This is a genomic window from Planococcus sp. NCCP-2050, assembly GCF_023708025.1.
In the GTDB taxonomy this organism is placed as follows: Bacteria; Bacillota; Bacilli; order Bacillales_A; family Planococcaceae; genus Planococcus.
In genome coordinates this window covers 66,451-87,609 of sequence record NZ_BRCX01000002.1, presented here as the reverse complement: position 1 = coordinate 87,609, position 21,159 = coordinate 66,451, and the positions used below count along the sequence as shown (strand labels likewise).

General features: G+C 47.1%; 22 protein-coding genes and 1 other annotated feature. Of the genes, 20 read left to right on the top strand and 2 right to left on the bottom strand.

Translation table 11 applies throughout. The annotated features are described in order from the left end of the window. Positions 1–99: 99 nt before the first annotated feature. Positions 100–714 carry a phosphatase PAP2 family protein gene (locus tag NFU07_RS09720; RefSeq protein WP_251477441.1) on the top strand — a complete coding sequence of 205 codons (615 nt, stop codon included), beginning with the start codon at positions 100–102 and terminating at the stop codon, positions 712–714. Between the two features lie 43 nt (positions 715–757). On the opposite strand, the gene NFU07_RS09715 is transcribed toward NFU07_RS09720, so the two are convergent. After that, positions 758–2,041, bottom strand: a complete 1,284-nt coding sequence (locus tag NFU07_RS09715; RefSeq protein ID WP_251477438.1) for an ammonium transporter — start codon at positions 2,039–2,041, stop codon at positions 758–760. A 12-nt stretch (positions 2,042–2,053) separates the two neighbouring features. Continuing rightward, positions 2,054–2,395: a P-II family nitrogen regulator gene (locus tag NFU07_RS09710; RefSeq protein WP_235198128.1), complete on the bottom strand. Its 342-nt coding sequence runs from the start codon at positions 2,393–2,395 to the stop codon at positions 2,054–2,056. 153 nt (positions 2,396–2,548) lie between these two features. On the opposite strand from NFU07_RS09710, the gene NFU07_RS09705 reads away from it, so the two are divergent. From NFU07_RS09705 to NFU07_RS09615, 19 genes are all read left to right on the top strand, one after another. Next, positions 2,549–3,190, top strand: a complete 642-nt coding sequence (locus tag NFU07_RS09705) for a uracil-DNA glycosylase (protein WP_235198129.1) — start codon at positions 2,549–2,551, stop codon at positions 3,188–3,190. A gap of 142 nt (positions 3,191–3,332) precedes the next feature. Then, on the top strand, positions 3,333–4,142 hold the full coding sequence (zupT, locus tag NFU07_RS09700) for a zinc transporter ZupT (RefSeq protein WP_235198130.1): 810 nt from the start codon (positions 3,333–3,335) through the stop codon (positions 4,140–4,142). Positions 4,143–4,193: 51 nt separating this feature from the next. Continuing rightward, on the top strand, positions 4,194–5,141 hold the full coding sequence (locus tag NFU07_RS09695; protein WP_251477435.1) for a DUF4003 family protein: 948 nt from the start codon (positions 4,194–4,196) through the stop codon (positions 5,139–5,141). A 110-nt stretch (positions 5,142–5,251) separates the two neighbouring features. Next, on the top strand, positions 5,252–6,469 hold the full coding sequence (locus NFU07_RS09690) for an MFS transporter (protein ID WP_251477433.1): 1,218 nt from the start codon (positions 5,252–5,254) through the stop codon (positions 6,467–6,469). A 165-nt stretch (positions 6,470–6,634) separates the two neighbouring features. Beyond that, the gene (locus NFU07_RS09685) at positions 6,635–7,489 is read left to right on the top strand and encodes a GNAT family N-acetyltransferase (protein ID WP_251477430.1); all 855 of its coding nucleotides are present in this window, start codon (positions 6,635–6,637) and stop codon (positions 7,487–7,489) included. A gap of 237 nt (positions 7,490–7,726) precedes the next feature. Continuing rightward, positions 7,727–8,695, top strand: a complete 969-nt coding sequence (locus NFU07_RS09680) for an ABC transporter ATP-binding protein (protein ID WP_251477427.1) — start codon at positions 7,727–7,729, stop codon at positions 8,693–8,695. Then, positions 8,695–9,330, top strand: coding sequence for an ABC transporter permease (locus NFU07_RS09675; RefSeq protein ID WP_251477424.1), 636 nt, complete (start codon positions 8,695–8,697; stop codon positions 9,328–9,330). The genes NFU07_RS09680 and NFU07_RS09675 overlap by 1 nt, the downstream gene beginning before the upstream one ends. Positions 9,331–9,342: 12 nt before the next feature. Beyond that, a complete protein-coding gene (locus NFU07_RS09670) occupies positions 9,343–10,248 on the top strand; it encodes a glycine betaine ABC transporter substrate-binding protein (RefSeq protein ID WP_251477420.1) in 906 nt (301 codons plus the stop codon). Between the two features lie 153 nt (positions 10,249–10,401). Next, positions 10,402–11,550 (top strand): thiolase family protein, encoded by a 1,149-nt coding sequence (locus NFU07_RS09665; RefSeq protein WP_251477417.1) that lies wholly within the window; start codon positions 10,402–10,404, stop codon positions 11,548–11,550. An 18-nt stretch (positions 11,551–11,568) separates the two neighbouring features. After that, a complete protein-coding gene (locus tag NFU07_RS09660; protein ID WP_251477414.1) occupies positions 11,569–12,339 on the top strand; it encodes a 3-hydroxyacyl-CoA dehydrogenase in 771 nt (256 codons plus the stop codon). Positions 12,340–12,370: 31 nt separating this feature from the next. Next, a complete protein-coding gene (locus NFU07_RS09655; protein WP_251477411.1) occupies positions 12,371–13,519 on the top strand; it encodes an acyl-CoA dehydrogenase family protein in 1,149 nt (382 codons plus the stop codon). Position 13,520: 1 nt separating this feature from the next. Then, positions 13,521–14,495 (top strand): CaiB/BaiF CoA transferase family protein, encoded by a 975-nt coding sequence (locus NFU07_RS09650; RefSeq protein WP_251477408.1) that lies wholly within the window; start codon positions 13,521–13,523, stop codon positions 14,493–14,495. A gap of 350 nt (positions 14,496–14,845) precedes the next feature. Continuing rightward, positions 14,846–15,078: a binding site (T-box leader), on the top strand. A gap of 62 nt (positions 15,079–15,140) precedes the next feature. Then, the gene (gene trpD, locus NFU07_RS09645) at positions 15,141–16,133 is read left to right on the top strand and encodes an anthranilate phosphoribosyltransferase (protein WP_251477405.1); all 993 of its coding nucleotides are present in this window, start codon (positions 15,141–15,143) and stop codon (positions 16,131–16,133) included. Beyond that, entirely contained in the window at positions 16,130–16,903 is a 774-nt protein-coding gene (gene trpC, locus NFU07_RS09640) for an indole-3-glycerol phosphate synthase TrpC (protein ID WP_251477403.1), read from the top strand. Before trpD ends, trpC begins: the two co-directional genes overlap by 4 nt. Next, on the top strand, positions 16,900–18,696 hold the full coding sequence (trpB, locus tag NFU07_RS09635; RefSeq protein WP_251477400.1) for a tryptophan synthase subunit beta: 1,797 nt from the start codon (positions 16,900–16,902) through the stop codon (positions 18,694–18,696). Before trpC ends, trpB begins: the two co-directional genes overlap by 4 nt. Beyond that, positions 18,693–19,463 carry a tryptophan synthase subunit alpha gene (gene trpA / locus NFU07_RS09630; protein WP_251477397.1) on the top strand — a complete coding sequence of 257 codons (771 nt, stop codon included), beginning with the start codon at positions 18,693–18,695 and terminating at the stop codon, positions 19,461–19,463. Before trpB ends, trpA begins: the two co-directional genes overlap by 4 nt. A gap of 22 nt (positions 19,464–19,485) precedes the next feature. Beyond that, on the top strand, positions 19,486–20,076 hold the full coding sequence (locus NFU07_RS09625) for a DNA-3-methyladenine glycosylase (RefSeq protein WP_251477394.1): 591 nt from the start codon (positions 19,486–19,488) through the stop codon (positions 20,074–20,076). Positions 20,077–20,147: 71 nt separating this feature from the next. After that, entirely contained in the window at positions 20,148–20,669 is a 522-nt protein-coding gene (locus tag NFU07_RS09620) for a type 1 glutamine amidotransferase domain-containing protein (protein ID WP_285835952.1), read from the top strand. A gap of 150 nt (positions 20,670–20,819) precedes the next feature. Then, positions 20,820–21,149 carry an ArsR/SmtB family transcription factor gene (locus NFU07_RS09615; protein ID WP_251477392.1) on the top strand — a complete coding sequence of 110 codons (330 nt, stop codon included), beginning with the start codon at positions 20,820–20,822 and terminating at the stop codon, positions 21,147–21,149. The last annotated feature ends 10 nt before the right edge of the window (positions 21,150–21,159 follow it).

The window sequence follows — 21,159 nt, the reverse complement described above, 5'->3', positions numbered from 1 at the left end:
GAAAACCCCTAGCAGCGAAAGTTGCCAGGGGTTTTAATTTTGCACCAGCGATTAAAACGACTATCATTGATGGTAAGAAAGAAAGGGAGGTGAAGGACCATGAAGCGTTTGTTTTATCCGCTCGGAATGGCGACTTTACTCGGCTTTTTTGCAATCCTTTTCAGTTATTCCAGTGAACCTTTCCGAGAGATTGATCGGACGATGTCGCAATACCTTAAAGACATGCGAGTGCTAGACGGAATGTCGCTGCTCGGTGACCAATGGGTAATTTTTACGGTGAGTATCGCACTGCTCTTATACCTTTGGCTGTCGCAGCGAAATTATAGGGCAATGCTTTTTGTCGTGTTATCAGTAGGAGCAGGAAATGCGCTAAATCAATTGCTGAAGCATCTTTTTGAAAGAGAGCGTCCGGATTTTCCTCATGGCCTCGAAAGTTTCAGCTTTCCTTCAGGGCATGCGATGGTGGGATTGCTTTATCTTTTTACTGCAGCGTATTTCATTGCAGAGAATGGGCTTTCCAAGACAGTGAGGTGGATTGTCTGGATCATCGCAATTGGATTGGTTCTGAGCATCGGGCTTTCTAGAGTAGCTGGCAGTGAACATTATTTTTCGGATGTCTTGGCAGGCTGGTTTGCCGGATACACATGGTTTATCGCAGTGGCAATTTGGTATGAATCGAGGCTCCGGGCTCTTAAGAAAAACAATAGAACCTAAAAAAGCTGGCTGCGAATTTCGCGCCAGCTTTTTTGTTAAAGTGTTATGACTGTTTTTGTGCGACGGTATGCTTTCCGAGCTGATTAAGCCGCTCTGCAAAACTTTCGTTGATTGGGGAAGTGCCGCTTAAAACATCTTGCATAGCATAAGCTTGAGAACCGTGTTCTGAAAAATCGAGTCCGCTTTCTTCATCTTCTGCTGTGACGCGAAGCGGGACAACGGCATTTACAGCAAATAGGACAATTCCAGCTGTGACGGAAGTCCAAGCGATGACCGCGAGGATGCCGACTGTTTGAATCCCTAATATTTCTGCGCCGCCGCCGTACAATAAGCCGCCTGTTGTGTCAAAGAAACCAAGAGCGAGGGTTCCCCAGATGCCAGCTACGCCGTGGACAGCGACAGCACCGACCGGATCATCCACCCGGATTTTAGAATCGAGCAAGCGAACAGCTTCTGTCATGATGATGCCTGCCAAAAGTCCGATGGCAATGGCACCGATGAACGAGACGTTGGCTGCACCTGCTGTAATCCCGACGAGCCCGGCGAGCGCACCGTTCATCGTCAAAGAAGGGTCGATTCGGCCGAAGCGGAAACGGGTATAGACTGCTGTAGATAAAACGGCCGCAGAAGCTGCGAGCAATGTGTTTAGAATGACGGGCGGCACAAGTTCAGGGTCAGCGGCAAGTGTGCTGCCGCCGTTGAAGCCGAACCAGCCGAGCCACAGGATGAACACACCAAGTGCGCCGAGCGGCAAGTTGTGGCCGGGGATTGAATTGACGATTTTCCCGCTGTATTTTCCGATGCGGGGACCGAGTTTCCAAGCGGTGATGAATGCAGCAGTTGCTCCGGTCAAGTGGACAACCGTCGATCCGGCAAAGTCGATAAATCCGATTTGGGACAACCAGCCGCCGCCCCATACCCAATGTCCTACAATCGGGTAGATGACAGCTGTCATCGCTACAGTGACCAAGATATAAGCGCCTAATCTCATACGTTCAGCGACTGCTCCTGAAATGATTGTTGCGCAGGTAGCAGCAAAAACAGCCTGGAAGACGAAGAACCCGATATCTTCACGCCCGCTGAGTAAAAATCCGTCTGTTCCAATAAGCCCGAAACTTGAAGTGCCAAACATGAGTGCAAATCCGACGAAAAAATAAAGGATAGAGCCAAGGGCTACCGTGATCAAGTTTTTCATTAAAATATTGAGTGTGTTTTTAGAACGGGTAAATCCGGTTTCAAGCATCGCGAACCCGGCGTGCATAAAGAATACTAGGATGGTGCCGAGCATCACCCACATCATATCGACTGAACTTTGTACTGCTTCCATTTGAATTCCCCCTTATCCGACCGCGACAACGCCGCGTTCTTTCGTTCTGATCCGTATGGCTTCTTCAACAGGCAGGATGAAGATTTTGCCGTCTCCGACTTCGCCGGTCGAAGCATACTCAAGCAGTGCCTCTACAATATTTTCGACTTTTGAATCGTCGACGACCATTTCAAGTTTGAGTTTCGGAGAGAATTCCATGGTATAAGCGTTCCCTCTGAAAAGTCCGACTCGGCCTTCTTGTTTGCCGATTCCAGCGATTTCAGTGACGCTTAATCCATCGATGCCTTCAAGAGCCAGCGCTTGGCGGACATTGGCGAAAACGGAAGGGCGGATGATCGTTTCAATCTTTTTCATTTTATCTCCTCCTTGATACAAAGTTTCTAACATTTTTTCGATGTTAGGTTTGTTAACATATTAAACAATATATTCTGACAATGCAAGCTTTTATTTTAATTGATGTTAGGAAACCTAACATTAAACTAATTTTTATCCGAATGGAGTGGCGAAATGTATAAATTAGCTGATGAGTTGGTCGAACTTGGAATCGAAAGGATTAAAGGATTTCCAGTAGAGGGGTTTGTCCGTGGGCGGGGGCCGGATCATCCGGCTTTAATGCTCGTCGGAGAAGCGCCGGGAGAAAATGAACTGGAAACCGGCATTCCTTTTACCGGAAGAGCAGGCAAAGAGCTGATGGCTTCTTTAAGGAGCGTTGGTTTGGAAAGGGAAGATGTCTACATAACAAGTGCAGTCCGGAGCCGCCCTTATAAATGGGGAAAGAAAAAGGAACGGGATGGACGGATTACAGAGAGAAAATACAACCGTGCGCCGAAGAAGAAAGAAATTATAGCGCATGCTCCGCTGCTTGATGCGGAAATAAGGGATGTGGCACCGCCTATCATTGTGACTCTTGGGAATATCGGATTGCAGCGCCTGATCGGCCCGGATGCTAAAGTGACTCAACTACATGGCGTATTGATGGAAACGCCGATTTTAAAATGGGACGAAGGCGGCCAGCGATTTGTGGAAACGGAAGAAACTTATCATGTCTTTCCAACCTTTCATCCTGCCAGCGTTTTTTATAATCCACCCGTACGAGTGCTGAAAGACGAGGACTGGAAGAAGCTTGGAGAATTATTGCGCATGAAATGACTTGGGTTAATTCGACGCTCAAATTCTGCATGATTCATTAATAGGAATAATGGGAAATCTTTCTTAGTTGAAAAATGTTGCATTAAGGAAACATTTAACGTACAATTACCCTATTCAATTTGTATGGAAGGACGTTGGGAGTATGGATAGTGCGGTGTTATTTGCGCTTGGATTAACTCTGCTTGCTGGGTTAGCAACCGGGATAGGAAGTTTAATCGCTTTTTTTGCATCTAGAACGAATACAAAATTCTTATCTGTCTCCCTTGGTTTTTCAGCGGGAGTCATGATTTACGTATCTTTAATCGAAATCTTTGTGAAAGCCAAAGATTCCTTGACGAATGCCCATGGCGAAAGTACGGGCTATTGGTTGACCTTGGTCGGGTTTTTCGGCGGTATGATTTTTATGGCGGTCTTGGACCGGATCTTGCCGCAGTTGGGGAATCCGCATGAAGTCAAAACGGTCGAGGATATGGACGATGGTCCAACGAACGATGAATATGCGCGTTTGCGGAAAATGGGAATCTTTACGGCGCTCGCCATCGGTATTCACAATTTCCCGGAAGGAATTGCGACATTCATGTCGGCTATACAAGACCCGACTTTAGGTGTGGCCATTGCGATAGCGGTGGCTATCCACAATATTCCAGAAGGGATCGCTGTATCGGTGCCGATTTATTATGCAACCGGAAGCCGGAAAAAAGCATTCCAGTACAGTTTTCTTTCCGGAATCTCTGAGCCGGTCGGTGCAATCGCGGCTTGGCTGATTTTAATGCCTTTCTTGAGCGATACGCTATTCGGACTTATTTTTGCGGGGGTAGCTGGCATCATGGTCTTCATCTCATTAGATGAGTTGCTTCCGGCAGCTAAACGCTACGATGAAGCCCATCTTTCTATTTATGGCTTGGTGGCTGGAATGGCCGTTATGGCAATCAGCCTAGTTTTAATCGTATAAATGAAACTTTACGCCTCCTGATCTCGTATGTTGAGAAAAGGAGGCGTTTTTATGGACATCGAGAAAATTGAAGGAACAGTAGCTGAAGTTTCGAAAGCGCTTGGTTGGTCAGTTGATAAACGGATTGCCATTGCCGTCGCTAATTTTTATTTGATTCAAGAAAAAGATTTTGATGAAAAAGGGCATATGGAAAGTTCGAGGATCATCAAGAAAAACGAAGGCTGGGCATCGCCCTTGAAGTCGTATATGCATCATATTGCGGCCGCTTTTCTCACTTTGCAGGAGGAATCGCCAGAAGAAGGATTGAAGAAAATCAATGCTTGGCAAGATGAATTGAATGCAGTTGGTTTCAGGCGTTCGCCTTATACTTATATTGCGGCCATGATTGTACAGAATCCGGGAGAAGCGGAAAGGGCAAAACTATTGCATGAAGAAATGAAACAGCATCATAAATTCCTGACATCACAGGAGGATATTCCGTATGCCGTGCTGCTCGGGCGCTTGGAAGGGGATATTAAAGAACGAGCGGCTACCATGAATGCCTATTACAAAGATTTACGTGAGCATGGATTTTATATGGGCAACGACCTCCAATGGCTTTCGCAGATCATGACATTCAATTCACCCGTTTACCGTCCGGATGTTGTTGGGCGTGTTGTGGCTATCCGAGATTTCTTCCAGAATGAAAAGCTGAAAATCAGGGGTCCGCAATACCCGATATTAGGGATTTTAGCAGTTGCAGAAGCGGACGGCCAAATATTAAAAGAGATTATCGAAGGGACACGCCGGCTGGAAAAAACAAAGTCGTTTAAGTGGTATAAAGATTTGGCGTTTACTACGGCTGTCCAATTGGGGATGAAGGATATTATTGAAGCGCAGGAAGTGTCAGCCGTCGCTTTTTCGACGTCGCTCGAAATGCTTATGCAAGCTCAGCAAGCGGCCATGTTTTCAAGCGTTAATGCAGCCATCATTGCAAGCAATAGCAATAATGGAAGCTGAATAAATTGAAAAGTTGAACTTTTTAAAGATCCTTGTCACCCTTATGGATAAGCTGTATAGTTACTGTGTAAAGACAGTAGTATACATGTGTAAAGACAAGGGGAGTTCAAATGGCTACGATAAGTGAAAAAAATACAGCGCCTATTTCAAGAAATAAATTACTGGGCGTTGCAGGTTTAGGCTGGCTTTTCGATGCGATGGATGTAGGGATCCTATCATTCGTCATCGCCGCGCTGCACGAAGACTGGGGTTTGACCACTGCGCAAATGGGCTGGATTGGCAGCGTCAACTCAATCGGAATGGCAGTTGGTGCTTTTGTATTCGGCATCTATGCTGACCGGGTCGGCCGCAAAAAGATATTTATCATTACTTTATTGCTCTTTTCATTGGCAAGCGGAATCTCGGCGCTTACGACGACACTCGCTGCTTTCATGATTTTGCGTTTCTTTGTGGGAATGGGGCTAGGCGGGGAATTGCCGGTTGCTTCTACGCTCGTATCTGAAAGTGTGCCAGCAAGAGAACGAGGCAGGGTTGTTGTGCTGCTGGAAAGTTTTTGGGCAGCAGGCTGGCTGCTTGCGGCATTGATCTCTTATTTCATCATTCCTTCATACGGCTGGCGCATTGCGTTGCTGCTAACTGCATTACCAGCATTATATGCACTTTACCTGCGCATCAACCTTCCGGATTCGCCGCAGTTTTCGGCGAAAAAAGACGTGTTGCGCTCCATTTCGACCAATATTAAAGACGTATGGTCCAAAAAATATCGGAAGCCGACATTGATGCTTTGGATAGTCTGGTTTACAGTCGTCTTTTCTTATTACGGAATGTTCCTATGGCTGCCAAGTGTCATGGTATTAAAAGGATTTACTTTGATCCAGAGTTTCGGCTACGTCTTGATTATGACTTTGGCTCAGTTGCCGGGCTATTTCTCTGCCGCATGGCTGATTGAAAAAATCGGCCGCAAATTTGTGCTTGTCACTTATTTAATCGGTACGGCTGCGAGTGCGCTCGTCTTTGGAAACGCTGAAACTGTCGGCATGCTGTTGGCTGCAGGTGCGTTTTTGTCATTCTTCAATCTAGGTGCTTGGGGAGCGCTGTATGCTTACTCCCCGGAACAGTACCCGACGGTCATCCGCGGGACAGGAACGGGAATGGCTGCATCATTCGGACGCGTCGGCGGGATTTTAGGGCCGTTATTGGTCGGTTCTATGTTGACTGCGGGATACGGCATCGAATGGATTTTTGGGATTTTCTGTGTGTCCATTATCATTGGTGCTTTGGCTGTTGCTTTCTTAGGCGTAGAGACAAAACAAATGGAATTGGAATAATTTTTGCATAGCCTGAACCGTCAATCCGGTTCAGGCTTTTTTAATTGGTGCAAAGAAAGTCGCGGATTGAAAAAATCCGGACGAAAAAAAGGGATTTCCACTATTATGGCTAATACATTATAGAACAGAGTAAAACAGAGACACGAAAAGAAATGAGTGAGGGAAATGGAATGGATTGTCTGGACGGAGCCGATCGCTTTTGCAAATAAAGTCGAAGGCCCGCTTTATCAGCGTGAAGACGTGCACAGCTTGTTTTTGGGGATTCTTAGCCAGATAAAAGAAGGGAAGTATGAAGAGTATTTCTTGGCCACTGCAGAAGAAGACGGGAAAGTGGCGGCAGTTTGCTTGATGACGCCTCCGCATCCCCTGCAGCTCATCGTATTGAGGGAGTCGCCTGGCATCGAAAAGTGGGTGGCTCGTCATCTGCTGAATCTCGGGATTGAAGTGGGTGCGGTAATAGGAGATCAAGAAACTGCTTGGAATTTTGCCGATGCATGGACTGAGAAAAAAGGCGGACAGGCCCGTGTATTCATGGATCAAGGGCTTTACCGCACTGATTCGGTTAACCCTGGACTTTCTAAAAGTCCGGGCACTTGGCGGGTAGCGAACAGAAAAGATTCGGCGCGGTTGGAAGAATGGTATTTGCTGTTTGAAGAAGAAACAGGAATTGGCGTTTCTTCCGAAGTAGAAGCCGGCCGCAAAATCGCTTCCTTTATCGAAGGCAAAGAAATTTATGTGTGGGAAGTGGATGGAGAAATGGTCTCCTGCATGAAGAAATCACGCCCTTCTAAAAAGGGGATCACCGTCTCATTTGTATTCACGCCGAAGGAGCACCGCCGCAAAAGCTATGCAAGAACGCTCGTGGCAGAAGTGACGGAAGAACTGTTGAACGAATATGATTTTGCCATGCTTTACACCGATTTGAAAAATCCAACTTCCAATAAAATCTATCAAGAAATCGGCTATGAGCAAATCGCGACTCCTGTACACTTGATCATAGAAGAATCCGCTGACGAATAAAGCTTCCTGCTCTCGGCAATCAGAACAACCAAAGGTTCGGATTGAGGCGGTTGAAATTTAGGGTCGAGCTAATTTCATGGATTCTGCATTGGCAATCTGACGGGTGCATTTACCGAATCCTCCAAAGTTATTAGGAGGATTTTTTTAATTTTTATAAAGCGGAAACGCGAGAATAACTCGTTCGACTTAAGGGTAAAGAAGTAGGTGGTATTTGTTTAAGAGAAAGGAGCGGATGCAATGATCCGTTTTGAAGGAGTCACAAAACAGTTTCCGGATGGAACGGAAGCGTTGAAAGAAGTCAGTTTAACTTTTCCGTCCCATCAGTTGACCGCTGTTATCGGGCCAAGTGGATGTGGAAAGACGACGCTGATGAAGATGGTCAATAAACTTGAAAAGCCTACGCAGGGCGAAATATACATTGATGAAAAGCCGATAACCGATTTGGAAGAAGTTGAGCTTCGCCGGAAAATCGGCTATGTCATTCAGCGCATCGGCTTGTTTCCCCATATGACCATTAAAGAAAATGCTTCGCTAGTCCCTAAGCTTTTAGGCTGGCCAAAAGAAAAAACCGCTTCTAGGATCCAAGAATTGATGGAATTGACGGGACTGGATCCCGACACGTATCTTGAGCGCTATCCGCTGGAATTGAGCGGCGGCCAGCAGCAGCGTGTCGGTGTGGTCCGGGCGCTTGCAGGAGATCCGAATATCATTTTAATGGATGAACCTTTTTCGGCACTTGATCCGATCAGCCGGGAGCAGCTGCAGGATGAACTTCGGAACCTGCAGCAGACCATCCAAAAAACGATCGTCTTTGTTACCCATGATATGGATGAAGCACTGAAAATAGCAGATACCATTGTTGTGATGCGCAAAGGGCAAGTGGAGCAAGTCGGCTCGCCTGCGGAAATATTGGGCAATCCTGCAAATGATTTTGTGCGCAATTTCATCGGCGTCGAGCGGATACAACGGCAACGGCCATTTGGAGATAAGAACTTAAGTGAGTTCGTCAGCTTGTTTAAAGAAGATGGGCCGGACGATATCCAGGAAGTATCCGGTGCCATTTCGGTAAAAGAAGCTTTTGAGGTGCTGGAAAAGAGCGGTCAATCTCACTTGGCTATCCGTGTAGGTCACAACCGCCGCGTTTATGCCAGTGAACGGGACTTATTGAAAGCGGCTTTGTTGAAAGAAGAAGGTGAATTGGTTTGATGAATTTCTTCGATACTTTAGTTAGCCGCCAAGATATGATCCAAACGGCCTTTCTGGAACATATTTACCTGTCTTTCATTGCTGTGGCCATAGGTATCGCCATCGCTTTGCCTACCGGAATTTTGATTGCGAGATATCGGCGGTTCGCAGAACCGATTATTGCCTTGACGGCTATTTTTCAAACCATCCCGAGTTTGGCGCTATTCGGGTTTCTGGTGCCATTGCTTGGCATTGGCTCGCCGACAGCTCTAATCGCACTTATTATTTATGCACTGCTGCCAATCTTGCGGAATACGTATACGGGGATTACCGGAGTCGACGGTTCTGTTATTGAAGCAGGGCGCGGCATGGGGATGACGCGAACGCAAATTCTTCGGCAAATCGAGTTGCCGCTCGCATTGCCTTTCATTATGGCGGGCATCCGGACAGCGACTGTATTGACAGTAGGAATTGCCACGCTGGCAACTTTTGTCGGAGCAGGCGGGCTCGGGGACATCATTTACCGAGGGCTGCAGTCCTATAACAATTCCTTGGTACTTGCTGGCGCATTGCCGGTTGCGCTTTTGGCCATCGGTTTTGATTTGATACTAAAATGGATTGAAAAAAGAACAACGCCGAAAGGCCTTAAACTTTAGGGGGAATCATTGATGAAGAAATCTTTATTAGGAATGGCCTTGCTCACTTCTGCCGTACTAGCTGGCTGCGGCTCAGGATCGTCTGAAAGCGAGCCGATCGTTATTGGCGGGAAGCCGTGGACGGAGCAGTATATTCTCCCGCATATTCTCGGGCAGTATATTGAAGCGAATTCTGAATACACGGTAGAGTATGAAGACGGACTCGGCGAAGTATCAATCTTAACGCCGGCTCTCGAAAAAGGCGATATTGATTTGTATGTCGAATATACAGGTACTGGATTAAAAGATGTGTTAAAAGAAGAAGCAGTTTCGGGCCAGTCATCTGAGGAAGTATTGGATCGCGTACGAAAAGGCTATGAAGAAAATTTGGATGCAACATGGCTTGAACCGCTGGGCTTTGAAAATGGCTATACATTAGCTTTCTCAAAAGACAGCGGCTATGATGCGGCCACCTATTCGGACCTTGCTGAAATTTCTAAGACGGAAGAAATGTCTTTCGGTGCACCGCATCCGTTCTATGAACGCCAAGGCGATGGCTATGATGACATGATTGCCACGTATCCCTTCGAATTTTCAGCTACAGAAAGTTTTGATCCGGCCATCATGTACGAAGCTGTGAAAAACGGAGATGTAGATGTTATTCCGGCGTTTACAACGGATAGCCGGATTGGATTATTCGATTTGGAGACGACGGAAGATGATCTATCCTTCTTTCCGAAATACGACGCAGCACCGGTTGTCCGCCTAGAAGCCCTGGAAGAATATCCGGAATTGGAAGAAGTGCTGAACGGGCTAGCTGGTCAAATTACGGAAGAAGAAATGCTTGCGATGAACGCAAAAGTGGATGTCGATCAGGAAGTGGCAAGCGACGTTGCGCGTGAATTCTTAATGGAAAAAGGATTGATCGAAGAAGAGTAAGTTTGAACCGCGGGATGATCCGCGGTTCTTTTTTTATGGTATTTCTTAAAACCTTCTTGTACAATGATAATAATGAGTGAATAGTCATTCAATTCAATTAAATGAAAACGATTACATTACAATAGAAGAAAATAAAATGATGGGGTGAAAATTTTGAGAGAAGTTGTGATTGTCGAAGGCGTCCGTTCAGCGGTAGGGAGAAGAAAAGGAATGTTTTCAGAAACGCGTCCAGATGAACTGGCTGCTTTAGTGCTTGAAGAACTGGTAGCGCGCGCTGGAGTAGACAAAGGGCAAGTGGAAGATGTTATTTTAGGCTGTGTTTCACAAGTGGCGGAACAAGGAGGGAATGTTGCGCGCACAGCGGCCCTGATTGCGGGATTCCCAGATTACGTCCCGGGTGTTACGATTGACCGCCAATGTGGATCGAGCCAGCAAGCTGTGCATTTTGGAGCACAGGCCATTTTAGCGGGAGATATGGATATCGTCATTGCCGGTGGTGTAGAAAGCATGACGCGGGTGCCAATGTTCTCAAATATGCAAGGAGTCAAACCCAGCATAAAACTGACTGAACAGTATGAGATCATCAATCAAGGTTTATCGGCTGAACGAATTGCTGCGAAATGGGGATTGAGCCGGGAACAGCTGGATGCTTATTCTGTACAGAGCCATCAACGGGCGAAAAACGCGATTGATCAAGGACATTATGAGAAAGAAATCGTTCCTATAGAAATAGAAAGTGAAGACGGCGCAAAGCATCTGGTTGCTGTAGACGAAGGGCCGCGCCCTGGAACAACTATGGAAGTATTAGGTGGATTGAAGACGGTTTTTGATGAAAATGGCGTGATTACGGCTGGAAATGCAAGCCAGATGAGCGATGGTGCTTCTGCTGTTCTTCTGATGTCACGTGAAAAGGCGGATGAACTGGGACTTAAGCCGAAAGCACGGATTATCGCGCGGGCGGTCGTTGGATCGGACCCGACGCTTATGTTGACCGGTCCAATTGCCGCGACGAAAAAAGTGCTGGAGAAAGCAGGCCTAAGCATTGATGAAATGGATCGCTATGAAGTGAATGAAGCATTTGCGCCAGTTCCGCTTGCGTGGCTTGCAGACACGGGTGCGGACCCGGAAAAGCTCAACGTCAATGGTGGAGCCATTGCACTGGGGCATCCGCTTGGTGCGACCGGCACGAAATTGTTGGTTTCTTTGCTTCATGAATTAGAGCGGACGGGTGGCAAGTACGGCCTGCTGGCAATTTGTGAAGGCATGGGCATGGCGAATGCAACGATTATTGAGCGTTTATAAAGGGACGGGGGACCATACATGAAGTTAGCGGAAGTTAAAGCAGTAGTCACAGGAGGAGCTTCGGGATTGGGCGAAGCGACAGTTCGCCGTATCGCGAAAGCGGGAGGAAAAGCGGCCATCTTCGATCTTAATAAACAACGGGCAGAAGCATTGATAGAAGAACTTGGGGAAGATCGGGTGTTTTATATAGAAACCGATGTGACAAATGCCGGACAAGTAGAGGCGAATATAGCTCAAGTGATTGAACGGTTCGGTTCAATTACAGCTGTCATCAATTGTGCGGGCATTGGGACACCAGGCAAAGTCGTATCAAAAGGCGAACCAATGCCGCTTGAGCAATTTGAAAAGGTCATCAGCGTCAATTTGATCGGTTCTTTCAACGTGATTCGGGTAGCGGCAGCAGCGATGCAAAAAAATGAACCGAATACAGAAGGGGAGCGGGGGCTGATTATTTCCACAGCTTCGGTGGCTGCTTATGAAGGGCAGATTGGCCAAGCTGCTTACAGCGCTTCAAAAGGAGGCATCGTTTCGATGACCTTACCGATTGCCAGAGAATTTGCGAGGGATGGAATCCGCGTAATGGCCATTGCGCCAGGTTTGATGCAGACCCCGATGTTCGACGGGCTGCCGGAAGCGGCTGTCCAGTCGCTATCCGCTTCAGTGCCATTTCCGGCACGGCTTGGACGTCCGGATGAATTTGCTCAATTAGTGGAAAGCATTGCTGAAAATACCATGCTGAATGGGGAAGTCATCCGCCTCGACGGTGCGATCCGCATGCAGCCAAAATAAATAAAAAGCAAGGGATAAGGGGGAAATTACCATGGCAAAATATAGATTTGAAGAAGAAGAGCATGAAATGTTCCGCAAATCACTGCGCAAGTTTTTGGAAAAAGAAGCGATTCCTCAATACGGGCAATGGGAAAAAGACCATATCATTCCAAAGTCATTTTGGAGCCGACTGGGTGAAATGGGCTTTTTATGTCCGCAAGTTGAAGAGCAATACGGCGGATTTGGCCTTGATTTCCGCTATGCGGTCATTATTGGCGAGGAATTGGAGCGGGTAGGAACGAGCTTGACGGGGGTGGGGCTTCACAATGACATTACTGTGCCTTATATCGAAGCCTACGGCAATGAAGAGCAGAAACAGCGCTGGCTTCCGGGTTGCGTAACAGGTGAATACATCACGGCCATTGCTATGACTGAACCGGGGGCAGGCTCTGATTTGGCGAATATCTCAACAACTGCGGTGAGAGATGGAGACAATTACATCGTTAATGGCCAGAAAACGTTTATTACAAACGGCATCAATTCGACGCATGTCGTAGTGGTGGTCAGAACGGATCCGAAGGCGGAGTCCAAGCATCGGGGCATTTCATTGCTGATGGTGGAAGAAGGGATGCCTGGATTCACAAAAGGCCGTAAGCTTGAAAAAGTCGGTTTGCATGCCCAAGATACATCCGAATTGTATTTTGAAGATTGTGTCGTGCCTGCTGCAAACCTGATTGGCGAGGAAAACAAAGGATTTACCTATTTAATGGAAAAATTACAGCAGGAACGTTTAGTGGTAGCGATTGCTGCGCAGACGGCTTCTGAAGAAATGCTGAACATGACGCTCGATTATGTGAAATCCAGAAAAGCGTTTGGCAAATCGGTCGGCTCTTTCCAAAACACGCAATTTAAATTAGTGGAAATCGCTACTGAAATTGAACTGGGCCACTCCTTCTTGGAATCATTGATTGAAGACCATATGGCCGGCAAAGATATCGTTTCAAAAGTATCGATGGCGAAATATTGGCTGACGGACCGGGCGAAAAAAGTGGCGGCGGAATGTATGCAGCTGCACGGCGGATATGGCTATATGGAGGAATACGAAATTGCAAGGCGCTACCGGGATACACCTGTAGCTGCCATATACGCCGGATCCAATGAAATCATGAAAACCATCATCGCTAAACGAATGGGGCTTTAAGATGGAAGGTGCATTGCAAGGAATTCGAGTTCTCGATGTCACTTACTATGTGCCTGGGCCATATGCTGGCATGAGGCTGGCTGAAATGGGAGCGGATGTCGTTAAAGTGGAGCCGCCGACAGGCGATCCTGCCAGCCATATGAGCGGCGGCCATGTCCATACGGCTAATAATATAGGGAAAACAATCGTGCATCTTGATTTTAAATCAGCGGAAGGCAAGCAGCGCATGCTTGAATTAGTGAAGGGTGCCGATGTATTGATTGAAACTTTTCGTCCGGGTGTGATGAAGAAGCTTGGCTTGGATTATGAAGTCTTACATAAGATTAATCCAGGCTTGGTTTATTGTTCCTTGTCTGGCTATGGGCAAGAAGGTCCGCTGGCGTTGCTCGGAAGCCATGATTTAAATTATCTGGCCTTGTCCGGCGCCCTCGATCAACTATCAGATGCCTCAGGAAAACCGGTCCATCCTAAAAATACTTTTGCCGATTATACAGGTGGATTGCTCGCTTCGGAGAAAATCCTTGCTGCGTTACTGGGCAGGAGCAGAACCGGCAAAGGTGTCCATTTGGACATCGCTTTAGCAGAAGTGATGGCGGAATTTCAAGGCAACCATGATATTTACTTTAGAGAAGGCCTTTCGGAAAATGGTGTTCCTGAAATTTCGGGTGCGATTCTCAATTATGCTATCTACGAAACGCAGGATGGACGCCACATTACTCTAGGTGCTCTTGAAGAAAAGTTCTGGCACCATTTCTGTGATTTCGCGGGCAAGCCGGAATGGAAAGTTTGGTGCGGCTTAGCGCAAGGAACTTCTGAACATGCTGAAGTCGCAGCCTATTTTAAAACAAAAGACTGGCAGGAATGGTATCAGCTATCGCTTGAAATTGATTGCTGCCTTGCGCCGGTCTTAAAAGGTTATGAACGGCATGAACATCCTTTTTTTCAAACGCGTAATTCTGCGGTCAAATCGCTTTGATCCTTTAGCGGCTTCAATAAATCTCGATTTATCTAGTTGTCCAACTTCAACGGGGGATTTTGGGGGATGAATTTTAGGTTCTATTTAATTCCCATCGAGGCTAGATGGGTGCTTCAGCATTTCGATGATCCAGCTTCAACGGCCAGATTCTCGGGACATAAGCCGTCCAGCCTATGCGGCAAAGAGCGCCGCTTCGGCAGTCCGTCTTATGCCTTTCGAATCTAAACGGCCGTTTCAGCATTTCATGCTTGACAGAATAAACAAAAGAATTTAATATGAGTGACAACTTGTTGGACGAGCGGCAAGTCTATTTGAGAGCAGAGCTTAGAAGAGTTAAGAACAGAAGAGTGTTTAAATCGAGGATTGAGACGAGTAGGCGAGAACATCTATGTAGAGAGTCAGCGGCTGGTGGAAGCTGATTAGGTGACTTGCGCGAATGGACTTAGGAGAGCTGGCCTGAAAGCGGAAGCGAGTAAGGGAGACGTAGGCCCTGCGTTAAAGGGAAAGGCGTAAGAGCCTGTTTTAAGTGAGTGCAAAATTGCATTAATGCGTGGTGGTACCGCGGTTAACCTCCGTCCCCGCAACCGGATTCTATTTCGGTTGCGGGGATTTTTGCATTTAAAATACGAGCTGAGGAGAGATAACATGAGAAGAGCAGAGAATTTATCAGAGCAGAGCATGTATGAAAAATCATTGGATTTATTGAACGGAGATATTCCGGAACTTGAGATGAAAAAATTTTTGATCAGCCTCCACGAAAAAGGCGAAACAGCAGACGAATTGGTTGGAATGGTGAAAGCCATGCGTGAAAAAGCGGTGGCTTTGCCGGACTTCCAAGGGGAGTTGGTTGATGTGTGCGGCACGGGCGGCGACCGCTCCTATAGCTTCAATATCAGCACGTTGACAGCATTTGTCTTGGCAAGCTGCGGCATGACGGTTGCGAAGCACGGCAACCGGAGCGTATCGAGCAAAACGGGCAGTTCGGATGTGTTGGAAGAACTCGGCATTTCCACTGGCGTGGATGTAGCTTCGATTCCGCAAATGCTGGATCAAACAGGAATTGCCTTTTTGTTCGCGCCTGCGATCCATCCGGCACTTGGCAATTTGCGTGCTGTCAGAAAATCGATTGAGACTCCAACAATCTTCAATTTGGTTGGGCCGCTGGCGAATCCGTTGCCAATCACGGTGCAGATGACCGGCGTTTATCGGCGGGACATGATGGAACCGATGGCGGAAGCCTTAACGCGGCTTGGCAGAAAGCGCGGCGCCATTATTCACGGAGCAGGCGGATTGGATGAATTATCATTAGCCGGAATAAACGAATTGATTGTATTTGATGAAGAGGGGATGCGGAAAATGTCTGTTCATCCAAATGATGTCGGTTTGGACGCAGCCCCAATCAGTGCCATACGCGGAGGAGATCCGAAGCGCAATGCCGAAATCTTCCTAGCGGTTTTGGATGGGGAAGAAGGCCCTTATTTAGATACGGTGGCTTTAAATGCAGGAGCGGTACTTTATATTAGCGGACGTGCACAAACCTTGTCTGAAGGCGTACATCAAGCACGAAAATCCCTTATTGACGGGGAAACGGCACGGGTGTTTGAACTTCACCGTCTAGCTGCGGGGGTGTTGGTGTGAATATTCTCGACAAAATCATCGCAACTAAACGGCAGGAAATACAGGCTTACAAGCAAGAGGAACACACGTCACTATTATTTCCCGGGAAATCAAAGCTGATAGACCATCTTAAGGAAAAGAATGGGGTCATTGCGGAAATAAAACGGGCTTCCCCGTCAAAAGGGGCTATCCAGATGGAAGTGGACATCGTTGCTCAAGCTGAAAAATATGAACAAGCAGGGGCTGCGGCAATTTCGGTCTTGACCGATGAAAGTTATTTTAAAGGGTCAATCCAAGACTTGCAGGAAGTGGCACAAGCTGTTTCAATTCCGGTCTTATGCAAAGATTTCATGATCAGCGAAATTCAAATCGACCGGGCAAAACAAGCGGGGGCAACTATTGTTCTATTAATTGTGGCGGCTTTGGAAGATCAGGAATTGCGGCGATTATACCGCTATGCCGCTTCTCTTGGGCTGGAAGTTTTAGTCGAAGTCCATGATGAAGAAGAATTAACGAGAGCTTTGGCAGTGGACGCCCAATTGATCGGCGTCAATAACCGGGACTTGAAGACATTTGACGTATCGCTTGAACGCACGGCTGAATTGGCAGCGAGATTTCCTTTCGACGGCGATCGTGTATTAATAAGCGAAAGCGGGCTCCGGACAAAAGAAGACGCAGCGTTTGTTTATGGCTGCGGCGCTTCCGGGATTTTGGTCGGCGAGACGCTGATGAGAGCAGAGGATCCAGGGCAATGGATCGAAGCAGCCACGGCAGAGGAGGCGATCAAATGACGAAAGTGAAAATTTGCGGGCTCATGGAAGAACAGCACGTGGAAGCGGCAAGAGAAGCCGATGCAATCGGGTTTGTTTTTGCGCCGAGCAAAAGGCGTATATCGATCGAACGGGCTTCGGAATTAGCGAAGCATGTGCCAGTGAGTACAGAGAAAATCGGCGTCTTTGTCAATGCGTCTTTAGAAGAGATTGAAGAAACAGTGGATAAGGTTCCGCTGACAATGGTGCAGCTTCATGGCGATGAACCGGATGAGTTGGTGCGGGCAATCAAAGTGCCTGTCATCCAGGCATTTTCCATTCGGGAGAAAGAAGATGTCAAGCGGCTTGAGAGTTCCGCAGCGGATTTTGTATTGGTAGATGCACCTGGAACGGAATACCGGGGAGGCAGCGGGCGTGTTTTTGATTGGTCTTTGCTCGAAAGCGCTGAAATTGAGGCGTCTCGCCTAATTTTGGCAGGCGGTTTGAATGCGGAAAACGTAAAGGCGGCGGTGATTCAAACGGAGCCTTATATGGTTGATGTATCGAGCGGCGTAGAAACGGATGGAAGAAAAGACGAAGTGAAAATCCAGCAATTTATTCGACAAGCAAAGGGTGATTCGATGCAGCAGACAGTAGAGAAAACCGGATTCTTTGGAAAATACGGCGGGCAATTTGTTCCGGAGACTTTGATGAAAGCGGTAAAAGAATTAGAAGATGCTTATATGGAAGCGAAAGATGATCCCGCTTTTAAACAAGAGTATCATCATTATTTAAGTGAGTATGTCGGCCGTGAGCAGCCTTTAACATTTGCAAAGCGCTTAACAGATGCTTGGGGCGGACCGAAAGTGTATTTGAAACGGGAAGATTTAAACCATACAGGTGCCCATAAGATTAATAATGCAATCGGGCAGGCGCTGCTTGCCATGCGGATGGGGAAACGGAAAATCGTAGCTGAGACAGGTGCTGGCCAGCATGGCGTAGCTACTGCAACCATCTGTGCGTTGTTCGACTTGGAATGCGTCATTTTCATGGGGGAAGAAGATATTAAACGCCAGCAGCTGAATGTTTTCCGGATGAAACTATTGGGAGCGAAAGTGGAAAGCGTTACAAAAGGCAGCTCGACCTTAAAAGATGCCGTCAACGAAGCGCTTCGCTATTGGGTCACAAATGTCGAAGATACGCATTATTTAATCGGTTCGGCTCTCGGACCGCATCCGTTCCCGACAATGGTTCGCGATTTCCAAAGCGTGATCGGAGAAGAGACGAAGCGTCAAATCGTCCAACACGAAGGCCGGCTGCCGGATACGATCCTTGCTTGTGTAGGTGGAGGAAGCAATGCGATCGGCATGTTCTATCCATTTTTGAAAGATGAATCCGTTCGCTTGATCGGCGTAGAAGCATCCGGCGAAGGACTCGATACGGAAAAGCATGCGGCTACGATGACGAAAGGGACCGAAGGAGTCTTGCACGGCGCCTTTATGAAATTGCTGCAGACCGATTCAGGGCAGGTGCTGGAAGCCCATTCGATTTCAGCTGGGTTGGACTATCCGGGCATCGGTCCGGAACATGCTTATTTAGCGGATATTGGACGAGTGGAATACGAATCGATTACCGATAAAGAAGCACTTGAAGCCGTCGTTTCTTTTTCGCGTCTCGAAGGCATCATCCCGGCGCTTGAATCTGCCCATGCTATTGCGCAGGCGGAAAAAACAGCCAAAACGATGACCGAAGATGAGATTTTGGTTATTTGTGTATCTGGCCGCGGCGATAAGGATATGGCCACGTATGCAGAAAGACTGGAGGGCTTGGCATGAACCGATTGAAATTATTGAAAGAACAAGATGCCAAAGCGTTCGTTGCGTATATTATGGCGGGAGACGGCGGTCTGGAAAAACTTAGTGAACAAGTCCTTTATCTGCAGAAGGCGGGGGTGACTGCGATTGAAATCGGGATTCCGTTTTCAGATCCAGTGGCCGACGGGCCGACGATCGAAGCGGCCGGCAACCGTGCGTTAAAAGCAGGAGTCACCTTAGATAAAGTGCTGAAAGAAATGGCGAGTTGGACATTTGAAGTGGAAGTGCCGTTGCTCATCATGACCTATTTAAATCCTGTTATCAGTTTCGGCGTAGAGCGTTTTGCGAAAGAATGCAAGAAAGCACGGGTCTCGGGGGTCATTATTCCGGATTTACCTTATGAACATCGCCAATTAGCTCATACTTTCTTAAAGAAAGAAGATGTGGCATTGATCCAATTAGTGACTCTGACCACTACAGACAAGCGCTTGGAAGCCATTCTTCAAGAGGCGGAAGGATTTGTTTATGCAGTTACTGTAACGGGAATCACTGGAGCACGCGATCAGATTTCAGAAGATGTCCGGGCATTTACAAGGAAAGTGCGTGAAAGAAGTCCAGTGCCGGTTTATGCGGGTTTCGGAATCTCGAAAGTCCAGCATGTTGATATGCTGCGGGAAGACGTGGACGGATTTATTGTGGGGAGTGTGATCGTCGAAGCTTTTTACAATCAGACGATTGAAGAAATTGAACCCCTTATCCAAGCGGTAACAGCCCCTCATTCGGTATAATGCGAATAGGAGGGATGCATGGATGTTTACACCTTTAACAGCGGACTTTTATGAAGCGCCGACTCTTGAATTATCGCGAAGCTTGCTTGGGCAGATTCTTGTTCATGAACTGCCAGAAGGCATTGTAGCCGGAAGGATTGTTGAAACTGAAGCTTATATGGGAGCGGAAGACCGGGCTGCCCATAGTTTTGGCAACCGCCGGACAAAACGGACCGAAGTGATGTTCGGAAAAGCGGGCCTTGTTTACACCTATCAGATGCATACACACACGCTCATCAATGTTGTCAGCGGGCCGGTTGATACACCAAGGGCGATTTTAATACGGGCGGTCGAGCCGGTTGAAGGCATCGACTTGATGGCGGAACTCAGAGGGCGGCATCTCCCGATCAAGCAATGGACAAGCGGCCCTGGGAAACTGACAAAAGCGATGGGCATTACGATGGATTATTATGGACATCATTTTACGGAGCGCCCTTTGTATATTGCGGAAGGCGATCCCGTCCATGCTATAGCAGCAGGTCCGCGTGTCGGCATCGGAAATTCGCTTGAAGCGGTCGACTATCCTTACCGCTTCTATGAACAGGATAATCCGTTTGTTTCGAAATTTCGTTGAACTCCGTGTTTAAAGTGGATCTCACGTGGAATAATAAGGGAGAACACTTAAAACAGAAGGAGTGGAAGATAGTGGCTAAAATTGCAACTTTAATTACAGATATGTTCGAAGATGTGGAATATACCGATCCGCAAAAAGCATTCAATGATGCTGGCCATGAGGTCTTTACGATTGAAGAGGAAGCGGGCAAAGAAGTGACAGGCAAGCAAGGCGAAGCCGTGGTCACGATCGACAAAGGGATTGATGATGTAAATGTCGAAGACTATGATGCGTTATTCTTGCCAGGCGGATTTTCGCCGGACCAATTGCGTGCAGATGACCGTTTTGTCGCATTCACGAAAGCGTTCATGGATGCCAAGAAACCGGTTTTCGCCATTTGCCATGGCCCGCAGTTATTGATTACGGCTAAAGCACTTGAAGGGCGTAAAGCAACTGGCTATAAATCCATCCAAGTGGATATGGAATATGCAGGTGCAAAATTTGTTGACGAAGAAGTGGCTGTTTGCCAAGATCAATTGGTGACAAGCCGCCAACCAGACGATATTCCGGCATTTAACCGGGAATCGCTTCGTTTGCTTGAACAATTAGCGTAAAATGTATAAAAAGCCCTGTCAGCATTTGCTGACAGGGCTTTTTATGTAAAAAATGCGTCATTTTCTAATTGTAGCTCTCTCAAGTGCCTATTGTATTAATAAGTAAACACTTATATAATAAATGAATTATAGCGAAGAAGGTGAAGGGAATTGGATTATTTTCAAATGGAATCTTATTTGAAAGCAATCGGAGACAGCAACCGGATGCGGATCTTGAAGTATTTGATGAAGGATTCATTATGCATTTGTGAATTTACAGAACTGATGAATATGACGCAGCCTGCAATCAGCCAACACATGAAAAAGTTAAAGCAAGCAGAGTTAGTGCTGGAAGAAAAGCGAGGGCGCTGGACAATTTGGTCGTTGAATATCCGGCATGCACAGTATCCGATCTTGATTCATCTATTAAGTTTGCTTCCTGAACCGGAGCGGACGATTGAAACGTTAAAAGCTGAAGGAAAAAAAGTTGTTTGTGAGTAGGGAGTTGTGA